11 protein-coding genes and 1 pseudogene are annotated in these 13118 nt (G+C 74.6%); 4 read left to right on the top strand and 8 right to left on the bottom strand.

All coding sequences use genetic code 11. The features are described from left to right. The first annotated feature begins 180 nt into the window (after nucleotides 1-180). Complete coding sequence (locus tag FKD65_RS13800) at nucleotides 181-1530, top strand: HD-GYP domain-containing protein (protein ID WP_141577887.1); 1350 nt, start codon at nucleotides 181-183, stop codon at nucleotides 1528-1530. Nucleotides 1531-1540: 10 nt separating this feature from the next. Continuing rightward, entirely contained in the window at nucleotides 1541-2869 is a 1329-nt protein-coding gene (locus FKD65_RS45505) for an HD-GYP domain-containing protein (RefSeq protein WP_141577886.1), read from the top strand. 20 nt (nucleotides 2870-2889) lie between these two features. Here FKD65_RS45505 and FKD65_RS45500 read toward each other — a convergent pair. Beyond that, nucleotides 2890-4116 (bottom strand): annotated as a pseudogene (locus FKD65_RS45500) (cytochrome c oxidase assembly protein); the annotation flags it as partial. A gap of 626 nt (nucleotides 4117-4742) precedes the next feature. On the opposite strand from FKD65_RS45500, the gene FKD65_RS13785 reads away from it, so the two are divergent. Continuing rightward, nucleotides 4743-6146 carry an SPFH domain-containing protein gene (locus FKD65_RS13785; protein ID WP_141577884.1) on the top strand — a complete coding sequence of 468 codons (1404 nt, stop codon included), beginning with the start codon at nucleotides 4743-4745 and terminating at the stop codon, nucleotides 6144-6146. Here FKD65_RS13785 and FKD65_RS13780 read toward each other — a convergent pair. Genes FKD65_RS13780 through FKD65_RS13760 form a run of 5 tightly spaced genes read right to left on the bottom strand, consistent with a single transcriptional unit; the run spans nucleotide 6115 to nucleotide 10021 of the window. Further along, nucleotides 6115-7332, bottom strand: a complete 1218-nt coding sequence (locus tag FKD65_RS13780; protein WP_141577883.1) for a cytochrome P450 — start codon at nucleotides 7330-7332, stop codon at nucleotides 6115-6117. The two genes, FKD65_RS13785 and FKD65_RS13780, sit on opposite strands and share 32 nt — an antisense overlap. Beyond that, nucleotides 7329-7925: an ATP/GTP-binding protein gene (locus tag FKD65_RS13775; protein WP_141577882.1), complete on the bottom strand. Its 597-nt coding sequence runs from the start codon at nucleotides 7923-7925 to the stop codon at nucleotides 7329-7331. The genes FKD65_RS13780 and FKD65_RS13775 overlap by 4 nt, the downstream gene beginning before the upstream one ends. Next, nucleotides 7903-8259 (bottom strand): DUF742 domain-containing protein, encoded by a 357-nt coding sequence (locus FKD65_RS13770; RefSeq protein ID WP_141577881.1) that lies wholly within the window; start codon nucleotides 8257-8259, stop codon nucleotides 7903-7905. Before FKD65_RS13770 ends, FKD65_RS13775 begins: the two co-directional genes overlap by 23 nt. Further along, on the bottom strand, nucleotides 8256-8690 hold the full coding sequence (locus tag FKD65_RS13765; protein WP_235037444.1) for a roadblock/LC7 domain-containing protein: 435 nt from the start codon (nucleotides 8688-8690) through the stop codon (nucleotides 8256-8258). Before FKD65_RS13765 ends, FKD65_RS13770 begins: the two co-directional genes overlap by 4 nt. Further along, nucleotides 8687-10021, bottom strand: a complete 1335-nt coding sequence (locus tag FKD65_RS13760) for an ATP-binding protein (protein WP_141577880.1) — start codon at nucleotides 10019-10021, stop codon at nucleotides 8687-8689. The genes FKD65_RS13765 and FKD65_RS13760 overlap by 4 nt, the downstream gene beginning before the upstream one ends. Before the next feature lie 290 nt (nucleotides 10022-10311). Here FKD65_RS13760 and FKD65_RS13755 point away from each other — a divergent pair, with 290 nt between their 5' ends. Next, complete coding sequence (locus FKD65_RS13755) at nucleotides 10312-11139, top strand: helix-turn-helix domain-containing protein (RefSeq protein WP_240810129.1); 828 nt, start codon at nucleotides 10312-10314, stop codon at nucleotides 11137-11139. A gap of 18 nt (nucleotides 11140-11157) precedes the next feature. On the opposite strand, the gene FKD65_RS13750 is transcribed toward FKD65_RS13755, so the two are convergent. Together FKD65_RS13750 and FKD65_RS13745 are read right to left on the bottom strand one after the other, a co-directional pair. Further along, nucleotides 11158-12465 carry a cell wall metabolism sensor histidine kinase WalK gene (locus FKD65_RS13750; protein WP_141577878.1) on the bottom strand — a complete coding sequence of 436 codons (1308 nt, stop codon included), beginning with the start codon at nucleotides 12463-12465 and terminating at the stop codon, nucleotides 11158-11160. Then, on the bottom strand, nucleotides 12462-13118 hold the full coding sequence (locus FKD65_RS13745) for a response regulator transcription factor (protein WP_141577877.1): 657 nt from the start codon (nucleotides 13116-13118) through the stop codon (nucleotides 12462-12464). The genes FKD65_RS13750 and FKD65_RS13745 overlap by 4 nt, the downstream gene beginning before the upstream one ends.

Here is a 13118-nt window from a genome sequence, read left to right as displayed (position 1 = left end):
CTGGGGGGAGGCAAGGAGCCATGCTCAAGCGCGTGACACCGCACGGAGACGGGCGGGGCCCGGGCGCCCCGACGCCGTGGTCGCTGGTGATGACCAAGGGCGTGTCCTGGGTCTAGGTGCCGGCCGGCACGTGTGAGCCCGGTGGCGGCCCGCCATCTCGTCACTCCCCGAGGGGCGGCAATGCGTGGACTACCTCTCGCTGCCTGGGCGTACGTATGCGGTGTCGTCGCTCTCGCGGCGGGCCTCATCGCGACGTCGTCCTTCGCGGACCTCGACTGGTCGAAACTGGCCGTCCTGGCCCTGCTGTTCCTGATCTGCGACTCGGCGCCCGCGCGGCTCAACATCACGCGGGCCAGGGTGTCGCTGAGCTTCGCCGCGAGCCTGGCCTCGGTGGTGCTGCTCGGCCCGGTCGGCGCCGCGCTGCTCGGCCTGTGCGCCCTGGTCACCGGGCAGCGGTTCTTCGCCCCGGTCAAACGGCTCTTCAACGGCGCCCAGTTCGCGCTCAGCGGCTACATCGCGGGCACGGTCTTCAACCTCCTGGACGGTGACCGCTTCCATCCGGAGCAGGCCCGCTGGGTGGAGAACGTCATCGGGCCCTTCTTCGGCGCGCTGGTCGCGTTCGTCGTGGTCAACCTGGCGCTGATGGGCGGGGTGCTGCTCCTCAGCCGGCAGGCCACCGCGCGCGAGCTGCTGCGCGAGAGCGGCCAGGTCGCCGTCGGCTGCCTCGGCTACGGCATGGTCGGCCTGCTCATCGCCGGGCTGTGGCCGCGGGTCGGGATGATCGCGGCGATCCTCGTCCTGCTCCCGCTGTTCATCGCCCGCTGGGCGATGGACCAGGCCTACGCGCAGCAGCAGGCGCACGCCGCGACGCTCGCCGCGCTCTGCCAGGCGGTCGAGACCAAGGACTTCTACACCCGCGGCCACTCCGAGCGCGTCTCCCGCGGCTCGGTGATGATCGCCCAGGAGATCGGGATGCGCGCGGACCGGGTCGAGGCGATCCGGTACGCGGGGATGCTGCACGACGTCGGCAAGCTCGGCGTCCCGACCAAGGTGCTGCAGAAGTCCGGCTCGCTCACCGAGGAGGAGTTCGCCGCGATCCAGCTGCACCCGATGCGCGGCCTGGAGATCGTCCGGGAGATCGGCTTCCTGGACGAGGCGCTCGCCGGCATCATGCACCACCACGAGAAGATGAACGGCCGCGGCTACCCGATGGGCCTGGCGGGCGACGAGATCCCCGAGTTCGCCCGGGTCATCTCGGTCGCCGACGCGTTCGACTCCATGACCTCGAACCGCTCCTACCGCGCCGCGCGCACCAAGGAGGAGGCCGTCGAGGAGCTGCGCCGCGGGATGGACGACCACTTCGACCCCGCGATGGTGGAGGCGTTCCTGCGGGCGCTGGAGCGCGAGGGCTGGGAGCCCCCGCGGCCGGTCGTGCTGCCGGACGACGACGTCGTCGAGACCACCCAGCAGGACCACGACGACCCGAGCGCGCCCCTGCGGGTCGCCGGCGGCGACGGGGTGCGCCAGTGACGGGACGGCCATGAGCGGCGAGACGCGGGCCCGCGAGCGGGCGGCGTGGCAGACCATCGACTCCGGCCAGCTCCTGCTGATCGCCACGGCCGGGCTGTTCGTCATCGTCGCGGTCACCGAGGTCGCGGCGGTCGGGCTCCGCCAGCCCGACGTCGCGCTCGTCTTCGGCGTGCTGATCGCGCTGGGCGAGCTGTTCCGCATGGTGATGCCGGGCAACCGGGAGGTCGCGCCGATCGCCAGCGCCGGCGCGATGGGCTACGCGATGCTCGTCGGCGTCGGCCCGGAGGGCGCCCCGCCGGGCGCGCGGCTCGGCATCGTGGCCGCCGAGCACTCCGCGCTCCAGGTCGTGGCCGTCACCGCGGCCGGGATGCTGGTCGGCTCGCTGCCGCACATCGCGGTCGGCCGGTCGGCGCGGCCCGACGCGATGGCGCGGCGGCTCTTCACGGTCGCGGTCGTCGCGCTGTGCTTCCGGCCGCTGATGCCCCTCGACCTGCCCTGGCAGCTGCTGCTGGCCGTCATGTGCTTCGTCGTGGTGCTGGCCTGCTTCACCGACATGCTGATCGCCGCGATGATCCGCGCGGAGGCCGTGCGGGCGCGGTTCGGCATCGCGCTGCGCGACGAGATCGACGCGAAGATGGCGCTCTGCGCGGCGACCAGCGCGACCGCCATGCTGATCGCGGTCGCGACGACGGCGATGGGCGAGGCCGCGCTGCTGATCTTCACGGTGCCGATCCTGGTGACGCAGTTCGCGTTCCGCCGCTACGCCGGGATCCGCGCCACCTACCTGCAGACCGTCCGGGCGCTGTCGCGCGTCACCGAGGTCGGCGGCTACGTGGAGGCGGGGCACTCGCGCCGGGTGTCCAAGCTCGCGGTGGCGATGGGGCGCGAGCTCGGGATGTCGGAGGCGGAGCTCCTCGAACTGGAGTACGCCGCCCTCATGCACGACATCGGGCAGCTCTCGCTCGGCGACCCGATCCCGGGCGGAGCGACGGTGCTGGCGTCCCCGGCCGAGCAGCGCCGCATCGCCGAGCTCGGCGCCGAGGTGATCAAGCAGACCGGCGTGCTGGACCGGGTCGCGCACATCGTCCAGCTCTCGTCGCACCCCTACCGGACGGGGCGCGAGCCGTCCGGCGACCCGGGGGAGCGGCCGATCCCGCCGCCGCTCGCCGGCCGCATCATCAAGGTCGCCAACGCCTACGACGACCTGGTCGGCGACTCCGGCGACCGCGACCGGGGCGCGGCCGTGCTGGAGAGGCTGCGGCTCGACTCGGCCTCCGAGTACGACCCGACGGTGGTCGAGGCGCTCAGCCGCGTCGTGGACCGGGTGCCCCGCCCGTAGAGCCCGCGGGCCGCCGCGACGGCGAGCGTGACGGCGGCGGCCCCCGTCCACAGCAGCAGCGCGCCGAGGTGCTGGTCGTCGAGCGGTGACGCGCCCCAGCGGCGCTCCAGGTGCTCGTACCAGCCGCCGAGGACGGTGCCGCCCCGCATCAGGGCGATCCCGGCGATCGCGTGGAGCGGCAGGAGGGCGAACGGCATCAGCGTCCCGGCCGTCCCGTGGAAGTACGCCAGGCCGACGAGCAGGAAGACCAGCAGCGCCAGCGAGTGCAGGGCGTGGTTGGCGAGGGACGCCCCGAACAGCGGCGACAGGTAGAACGCGTAGAGGCTGAGCAGGAGCAGTGCGGACGAGACGGCCGGGTCCGTGAGCACCCGGGCGCCGCGGCTCCCCGCGGCTGCGGCGAGCAGCGCGCCGCCCTCGCCGCGCATCGCCGTCGAGGCCAGCCGGAGCGGCGCCCCGTACAGCAGCAGTACCGGCGCCACCGCGCCGACGAGGACGTGCTGGACGGCGTGGGCGCTGAACAGGACCATGCTGTACCGGGAGAACCCGCCGCAGGTCGCCACCAGCACGACGAGCAGCCCGGCGGCCCACGACAGGCTCCGCCGCCACGGCCAGTCGCGCACCCGCGCGGCGCCCGTCCCGTACAGGACGGCGCCCGCGGCGACGAGCACGAGGAACAGCGGGTCGATCCACCAGTCGAGCAGGAGCGGCCCGGCCCCGACCGGACCGGGCAGCGGGAAGCCGAGCCGCAGCGCGACGGCGTCCAGCGTGCCCGGCGCGACCTCCGGCGGCGGCGTGCGCGACAGCCCGGTCGCGAGCGCCATCGTCGCCGCCATCACGAGGATCTCGACGGCGCCGAGCCGCAGGAAGGGCCGCGCGCCCCTGCCGCCGCGCAGGGCGGGGAGGGTGGCGCGGCGGTGCCACCAGCCGATCGCGCCGAGGACGGCGAGCGCGGCGGCCTTCGCGACGACCAGGGCCCCGTACCGCGACCCGAGGTGGACGCCGCCGAGCCGCACCCAGGCGTTCACCGCGCCGCTGGCGCCGTCGACCGCGAACGAGACGAGCGCCAGCCCGCTGTACCGGCCGACGACGCGGGGGAGCCGGTCGCCGACGGCGGGGGCGGCGGTGACCAGGGCGACCAGCCCGCCGACCCACAGGGCGACGCCGAGGATGTGGGCGACGAGGCTGTAGACGGCGAGCGAGTGGTTCGCGCCGCTCGCGGCGTGCCCGGTGAACAGCGGCGGCAGCATCCCGGCGAGCGCGACCGCCAGCGGGTACCCGGCGCCGCTCCCGGCGCGGGGCAGGCCCGCCGCGACCGACACGGCGACCGCGGCGGCGAGGACGAGCAGCAGCGCCCGCCCCTGCGGCAGCTCGAGGAGGAACATCCGCATCATGTCGCCGGTGACCTTGGTGACGCCCACCCCGAACAGGTCGAGGACGGTGAAGACGATCAGCGCGAGCGTGCACGCCGCCCAGGCCGTCGCGGCGAGGGACGCGGCGCGCAGGCACCGGCGCCCGGCGGGGGTCCCCGGCACGAAGACGGCCGCGACCAGCAGCCACCCGACCGTGAGGACGGCGGCCGCGTCGCCGCCGAGCCGCGCGGCCGACAGCCCGGCCTTGGTCAGCGCCCCCGCCTGGGAGAGCCCCGGCGCCGCGGTCTCGCTGAACGCGCCGCCGAGCCGCACGGCGAGGGCGAGGACGACCAGCGCCACCGCCACGGCCCCGATCGCCAGCATCGGCGTGTCGGTCGCCGCCCCCGGCCGTTCTCTTTCGCGTGCCGCCGTCGCCTCGTGTGTCGCCACGCTTTACAAATACGCACGCATCCCAACAAAAGGTTCATTAATGTAGCGGCCACACCGATTTCCGGGGGAGCGAGATGAGCGCTTCAGGCCAGGGCAACAGTTATCTGGACCAGGTGGTCGCCCAGCAGGCGGTGCTGGAGGACGACCTGAAGGCCAGGCGCTCCCCGCCGCCGCCCCCAGGCGTGGCGGGCGCGGCCCCGCCACCGGGCCCGCTGGCCAAGCGCGACCGCGCCCTCGGCGGCGCGGGCCCCGCCGACCGTCCCGGCCCGGGGCCCGTGGACGTGCGGATCAGCGGGTTCTGGCGGTGGAAGAACGTGCTCGTCCCGCCGAACGCGTTCGTCGTGCACACCCGGCGCGGTCGCGCCGAGCCGCTGCACATCGGCCTCGGGGTGTCGTTCCGGTTCAACCCGGCCACCGACTCCTTCCTCGTGGTGCCGGGCGCGACGCAGACGATCCTGATCAACGCGTACTGCATCTGCCGCGAGCTGCAGGGCGTGCTCGTCCAGGGCTACGTGCAGTGGATCATCCAGGACTTCGGCACCGCCTACCGCAAGCTCGACTTCGGCGGCGACGACCCGATGCGGCTGGTGAACCTCCAGCTCCGCGAGCAGGCCGAGGCGGCGATCAAGGACAAGGTCGCCACGATGGGGGTGCGCGACGTCCTCAGCGACAAGCAGCCGATCATCGAGGAGCTGACGGCCCGGCTGCGCGCGGTCGCCGAGGGCGAGGACAACAGCGACCAGGGGCTCGGCCTGCGGATCGTCACGGTTCAGATCAAGGAGGCCGTGGTCAGCTCGTCCCGGCTCTGGGAGAACCTCCAGAAGCCCTACCGGGCCGAGCAGGGGCAGATCGCGCGGCTGGCCGAGCTGGAGGCCGAGGAGGCCGTCGCGCAGCGGGAGATGGCCGCCGCGCGGGTCAAGGAGACGCAGCGGCTGGAGCACGAGCGCGAGCTCGCCGAGCTGCGGGCCCGCAACGAGTCGCAGCTGTTCGACACCGAGGCGGGCGAGAGGCTGCGCCGCACCCGGCGCGAGCACGACGACTCCCGCGAGGTCGCCGAGCTCCAGACCGAGACGACGCGGCACGCGCTGCGGATGGAGCGCGAGCGGCACGAGGAGGAGGCCGAGACGGGACGGCTGCGCATCGAGCGCGACCAGGAGCTGGCCCGCATGCGCACCGAGGGCGAGCTGGCCCTCGCCGGCCTGCGCGCCCGGTCGCGGCACGAGCAGGAGCTGCTCGACCTGGAGCGGGACGCCGCCCGCGCCGCGCTGGAGAACGAGCGGACGCCCGCGGCCGTCCAGGCGCGGCTCATCGCGGCGCTGCCGGAGATCATGGCCAGGCTGCCCAAGCCCGACGAGCTGCGCACCGTCACCGTGGGCGGCGCCGACCAGACCAGCGTGGCCGGCCTTCTCACGCAGCTCGCCGCCATCATCGGCGCGTTGCGCGCCGCTACGGACGGACCTGATCGGGCGGGAAGCTGACCGGGAGGGCGGTGAGGGCCCGGTGGAACGGGCCCGGCCGCCACTCCAGGTGCTCCACCGGAACGGCCAGCTCGACGTCCGGCAGCCGGTCGAGGAGCTTCTCGATCGCGACGGACGCGATGAGCCGGGAGTGGCTCTTGGCCGGGCAGGTGTGCGGGCCGCCCGCGTAGGACAGGTGGGCGCGGTTGCCCTTGCGGTCGGCCGACGCCCGGGACGGGTCGGTGTTCGCGGCGGCGTAGCTGACCAGCACGGGCTGGTGGGCGGGCAGCCGGTACCCGTGGAAGTCGATGTCCTGGCGGGGGAAGGTGGTCCCGTAGTTGGCCATCGGGGGGTCGGTCCACAGGATCTCGTCGAGCGCGTCCTCGACGGGCAGGGCTCCGCCGGACAGGTCGCCGCCGAACCGGTCGTCGGAGAGCAGCAGCAGGATGCCGTTGGCGACGAGGTTCTGCTCGGGCTCGGTGCCGGCCCCGACCAGCAGGATGAGCTGGTGGGCCATCTCCAGGTCGTCGAGCCCGGCCGGGTGGCTCATCATCCAGGACGTCACGTCCGCGCCCGGCTTGGCGCGCTTGTACGCCACCAGCTCGCCGGTCGCCTCCGCTAGCAGCGCGTTGCCCTCCTCGGCGGAGACGGTGTCGAAGATGGCGCTCATGCCGCGCACGAGCTTGTCGCCGATCTCGCGGGGGCAGCCGAACATCGCGTTGAACACCAGCAGCGGCAGCGTGCGGGCGTACTGGCCGATGAGGTCGGCCTTGCCGTCGGCGGCGAACCGGTCGATGAGGCTGTCGGCGCCGCGCCCGACGTTCTCGCGCAGCGACACCGGGTCGACCCGGTCCAGGCTGTCGACGATCACCGATCGCAGCCGGGCGTGCACGCCGCCGTTGGTGAACAGCGCGTTGGGCCGCGACATCATCATCGGCAGCACCGGGCACTCGGGCCCGACCCGCTCCTCCCACACCTCGCTGCACCGCGGGAACGTGGCGGGGTCGCGGAGGATCTCCAGCGCGGCGTCGTAGCCGAGGACGAGCGTCGCGGGCACGCCCGGCGACAGCTCGACCGGCGCGAAGTCGCCGTGCTCGCGCATCCGGGCGTAGGCGCTCTGCGGGTCCTTGGCGAACTCCGGGCCGTACAGCGCGATGCGCTCCGGCTCGCCGTACGGACGTCCCGCGTGCTGCTGGTCGGTGGTCATGGCTTCTCCCCGTCCAGGGTGAGGAGGTGGTCGACGAGCGAGATGAGCGCCTCGGTGGAGGACGTGCGGTCGCGGGCGTCGCAGCTGACGAGCGGCGTCGCCGGCGTCAGGTCGAGGGCCTCGCGCACCTCGGCGTCGGGGAACCGCGGCGCGCCCTCGAAGTGGTTGACGGCCACCGCGTACGGCAGGCCCTGCTTCTCCACGATGTCCATGACGGCGAAGGACTCCTGGAGGCGGGCGGTGTCCACCAGGATCAGCGCGCCGAGTGCGCCGCGCGCCAGGTCGTCCCACAGCCGGGTGAAGCGCTGCTGCCCCGGCGCGCCGAACAGGTAGAGGACGAGGTCGTCGCTGAGGGTGAGGCGCCCGAAGTCCATCGCGACGGTCGTGGTCGTCTTGTCCCTGATGCCGGCGAGGTCGTCCACGGCCGCCCCGGCCTGCGTCATCCGCTCCTCGGTGCGCAGCGGGCGGATCTCCGAGAGCGTCCCGACGTAGGTGGTCTTGCCGACGGCGAAGTGCCCCACGACGAGGATCTTCACCGCGGTCCGGACGCTCTCGCGCAGGTAGGGGGTGTCAGAGGCGAGCGCGGAGTCCATCGAGCACCTCCTGAAGGAGCCGGGCCTTGGACTGCTGGGCGGCGGGCGCGGCGGCCCGGGTGGTGAGGTGCCCGCCGTCGACGAGGTCGGACAGCAGCACCTTGACGAGCCCGACGGGCAGGTTCAGATGGCCGGCGATCTCGACGACCGACAGGGCGCCGCCGCGGCACAGCTCGACGATGCGCGCCTTCTCGGGGGACAGCCCGGCGCGCGGCGGGTCGCCGACCGCGGTCACGAGGGTGACCAGGTCGAACACGTTGCGGGTGGGGTGCGCCCGGCCGCCGGTGACGACGTGCGGGCGGACCAGGGCCCGCCTGCTGCGGCGCGGGGTCATGCGGGACGGCCCGCGCCCGGCCGCGGCGGGGTGGTCATCTCCTTGCCCAGCCGCTGGACGAGTTCCTGGAGCCGGAACGACACGGTCTCCATGTCGACGTGCTGCGTCGCCGACACCGCCAGGTACGCGCCGGGGCCGGCGGCGACGAGGAACACGTACCCGTCGTCGAACTCGTTGACCGTCTGCCGCCAGGTCGTGCCCGCGTCCCCGCAGAACTCGGCGGTGCTGCGGGCGAGCGACTGCAGGCCCGCCATGCCCGCGGCCTGCCGCTCCGCCTCGTCCCTGCTGATCCGCGCGGAGTGCGCCATGAGCAGCCCGTCCGCCGACAGCAGGATCGCGTAGCGGGTCTCCGGCATCCGCAGCGCGTCGTCCAGCATCCAGCCGAGCCGGTTCGTACCGTCGTCCATCGCGCCGTTCCACCCCTCGTTCATGGCCGCAGGTCCTTGCTCTCGATGCCGGGGCCCTCGGCGTCGGACGGCGCCGAGGCGCGGCCGGACCGCGTGCCGCGCTGCCATGCGCCGAGGCCCGCGGCGGTCTCCCGGGCCGGCCTGGCGGGCGGCCGCGCCCCCGGGTCCGGCGCGGCGGGCGCCTCCTCGTCCCCGGCGTCCGCGGCGGCCCCGGCGGGGCGTTCGGCGACCGCGACGCGGGTGCGCTTGGGCAGCCCGCCCGGGGTGGCGGGGGCGCCGGCCTCGGCGGCGGGCGCGGGGCCCTGCGCGGCCGGGCGGGACGCGGCGGCCGGCTCGGGCGCCCGCTCGCCCGGGACGTCGGTGAGCAGCGCGGCCGGCACGAACACGACGGCGCGCACGCCCCCGTAGGGGGAGCGGGTGTCGACCGAGACCCGGAACCCGTACCGGGCGGCGAGGACGCCCGCCACCGCGAACCCGACGCGGGGCGGGTCGCCGAGCCGGTGGATGTCGACCGACGCGTCGCCCGACAGCAGGTCGGCGGCGCGCCCGAGCTCCTCGGCGTCCATCGCCACGCCCGCGTCGTCGATCATGATGGCGACGCCGTTGTGCGTGGACTGGAAGTTGACCTCGACGGTGGTGTCGGGGCGCGAGTGCCGCGCCGCGTTGTCGAGCAGCTCGGCCAGGGTCAGCACGATCGGCTCCACGGCCCGGCTGGTCACCGCGGTGTTCACCGGGCCCTGGATGTTGACGCGCAGGTAGTCGCGGATACGGGACGTCGCGCCGCGCACCACGTCGCTCATCGAGGAGGCCGAGCGCTGCTGGCCCGGCCACGACCCGCACAGCACGGCGGTGGCCTGGGCGCGCCGCCCGAGCTGGGCGTTCATGTGGTCGACGCGGAGCAGCCCCTCCAGCACGTCGGGGTCGTCGTGGCGCTCCTGCATCTCGGAGATGGCGAGCTGCTGCTCGTTGGCGAGGCTCTGCACGGCGCGCATCATCGCCCGCAGGGTCGACTTGGCCGACAGGTCGGCCCGCTCCCGCACGCGCGCGGCGGACCCGGCGAACAGCTCGGTGACGGTCCGCATCGCCTGCCCGTAGGCGGGCGCCTCCCGGTCGAGGTCGTGCAGCGGGTCGGTGACGCGCAGGCCGGGGTTGTGCAGGGACTCCATGAGCTCCGGCAGCCGGACGTCCGCGAGGTGCCGCAGCTCCTTCTCGCGCAGGTCGAGCCCGCGGGCCAGGGCGGCGTTCTGCGCGCGGAGTCCGGCCGTCTCCCGCCGCTGGCGGACCAGCAGGACGGCGGCCGCGATCCCGGCGCCCGCCACGACGACGAGCGCCGCCGCCAAGAGGAATAGCTCCATCAGATCCTCGGTGCAGGGGTTTTCGGCGAGGTGGGCCCGGCCGTGTCCACGGCGGACCGCCTCATGGCTGGTGGGGGACGGCGCGGTTACGCCGCGGTTTCGGCACCGTAGGACGGGTGCGCCGGGATGCGCTTGTGCTCGCGCGCAGAGAAGTTGCCACGGGGCGCATCGCGGGGTCACCCACCGTCTGAATAAGGTTACTTTCCGATGGATTCGACTGATTCTCTGGCGACGGCCGTACTACGCTCGCCCGCGAATGATCTACGGCGGCGGGGGTGGAGGGGCCTGCGGTGGAGGACGTGCTCGGCGGGCCGGTCCGGCAGAGCGGCGCCGAGTACCGGCTCGTGCTCTACCTGTCGGACCGGGCCGAGTACGTCCGGACCCCGGGGCAGGCGCGCCGCGACCGGGGCTACCGGTTCCTGCTGCCGCTGCACGGCGAGATGCTCATGGTGGAGGACGACCGGGAGGCGCGGCTCCGCCCGGGCACCGGCGGCCTCATCGCGCCCGCGGCCCCGTTCCGGGTCCTCCAGCCGCGTCCGGCCCGCGCGCTCGTCATGACGATCCCGGCCCCCGAGATGGACGGCCGGCTGAGCGGCCCGCCCCGCCCGGTGACCGGCCTGGACCTGTCCGCCGGCCTCGGCCGGGTCGTCGCCGACATGGTGCGGGCCGTCGGCGAGGAGCGCCGCAGCCTCACCGGGCGGCAGTTCGACGCCGCGTGCGAGCGGATCACCGAGCTGCTGTGCCTGCTGCTCGCCGGGGAGGAGCACCCGCCCGCGCCCGGCCACCTCGCCGAGGTGGAGGCGGTCGTGCGGCGCTACGTCCGCGAGCACGCCACCGACTCCGGGCTCACCGGCGCCGCGATGGCGCAGGACCTCGGCTGGTCGCTGCGGCAGGTGCAGCTCGCGCTCCAGCGCGCCGGGACCACGCCCCGCGAGCTGATCCGCGAGGAGCGGCTCCGGCTCGTCCGCGACCGGCTGCGCAACCCCCTCGACCGGCACGTCACCATCACCGACCTCGCGCACGCCACCGGGTTCTCCTCCGCCAGCGCGCTCAGCCACGCGTTCCGGCAGCGCTTCGGCGTGAGCCCGCGCGAGCTGCGCCGCCCGGGCGCACGCTGACCCGGGTCGCGGGCAGGGCTAGGAGCGGGCGGCGGATCTCGCGCGGGCGCCGCGTCCCGCCGGGAGGTCGCGCGGCGCGCTCGTGCGGGCGGCGGGCAGGGCGCCGGCGTGCTCCGGTTCCGCGGACGGCAGGGCGACGGTGACGGTGAGGCCGCCTCCGGAGCGGGGCACGGCCCTCACCGTTCCGTTGTGGGCCCGGACGATGGACTGGACGATCGACAGGCCGAGACCGGCGCCCTTCGCGGTGACGAGGCGGTCGTTGTCGAGGCGGCGGAACGGCTCGAACAGCGCGGGTATCTCGTAGGGCGGGACGGACGGGCCCGAGTTGGCGACCTCCAGGACGGCGTGCCCGTCCTCCGTCCGGCAGGAGACGGTGACCCAGCCGGACTCGGTGTTGTGGCGCAGCCCGTTCTCCAGCAGGTTCTGCACGACGCGTTCGAGCAGGAGCGCGTCGCCCGACGTCATGGCCTCGGCGGTGTCGGTCTCGACGGTGACGCCGGCGCCGCCGGCTTCGAGCGCCGTCTGGGCGCCGACGTGGGCGACGACGTCGGCGAGGTCGACCGGCGCCCGGGTGGTGACCTCGTTCTCCGAGCGGGCGAGCAGCAGCAGGCCGGTGATGAGGCGCTCGTGCCGCGAGTTGATCTGCAGGAGTGTCTCGCCGAGCTGCCGGACGTCCGGGGACGCCGACTCGCGGTGCATCGCCACCTCGACCAGCGCGCGGCCGAGGGCGAGCGGGGTGCGCAGCTCGTGGGAGGCGTTCGCGACGAAGCGGCGCTGGCCGTCGAACGAGCGGTCGAGGCGCTCGACCATCGTGTCGAAGGTGTCGGCGAGCTCCTTGACCTCGTCGCGGGGCCCCCGCAGGGCGATGCGCTCGTGCAGGCCGCGGTCGGCGGCGGGGGAGCCGGCGATGCGGCGGGCGGTCTCGGTGACGCGGTGCAGCGGCGACAGGACCTGGCCCGCGATGAGCCAGCCGAAGCCAGCCGCCGCGCCGCCGACGACCAGCAGCGCGATCGACCCCTGGGTGACCAGCGAGGTGACGGCGGCGTCGTGCAGCTCGTCGCGCTGGTCGCGCATCCACCGGTCGGTGTCGGCCGCCATCCGGGCCTCCGCCAGGGCCCTCGCCTCGACGGCCTGCCGCGAGTTCTGGGCCGGGGACGCCGGGCCGGGACCGGGGACGGGGCTCAGCCGCGTCGCGAGCACCTTCGTGCCGGACCGCGAGAGCTGCTGGTCGAACAGTGCGTAGGTCGCGCCGAGCAGCACCACGCCGGCGACGAGGAACAGCCCGCCGTAGGTGATGGTGAGCCGGGCGCGCAGCGACAGCCTCATGGGATCCGGTACCCCGCTCCCTTGACGGTCTCCACGACGGGCGGTTCGGCGAGCTTGCGGCGCAGCTTGAGGACGGTCAGCCGGACGGCGCCGGTGAACGGGTCGGCGTGCTCGTCCCACGCCTTCTCCAGGAGCTGCTCGGCGGACACCACGGCGCCGTCGGCGCGCAGCAGTTCGGCGAGGACGGCGAACTCCTTGCGGGCGAGGGGCACGTAGCGGCCGTCCCGGAACACCTCGCGCCGCGCCGGGTCCAGCGTGATGCCGGCGCGGTGCAGCCGCGGCGGCGCGGCCGGGCGGCTGCGGCGGCCGAGCGCGTGGACGCGGGCGGCGAGCTCGGGGAACGCGAACGGCTTGGTCAGGTAGTCGTCGGCGCCGAGGCCGAGCCCGTCGACCCGGTCGGTGACCTCGGCGGCGGCGGTGAGCATCAGGACGCGGGCAGCGGTCTCGCCCCGGACGATCTCGCGGCACACGTCGTCGCCGTGGACGAGCGGCAGGTCGCGGTCCAGCACGACCACGTCGTAGTCGTTGACGGTGACGCGCTCCAGGGCGGCCGCGCCGTCATAGGCCAGGTCGACGGCGTGCGCGTCGTCGCGCAGCCACTCGGCGATCGCGTCGGCCAGGAGCCGCTCGTCCTCTGCCACCAGCACTCTCAT

Origin of the sequence: Actinomadura sp. WMMA1423, assembly GCF_006547145.1 — a bacterium.
GTDB lineage: Bacteria > Actinomycetota > Actinomycetes > Streptosporangiales > Streptosporangiaceae > Spirillospora.
The sequence above is the reverse complement of the archived record's forward strand: the minus strand, read 5'-3'. Positions and strand labels throughout refer to the sequence as shown.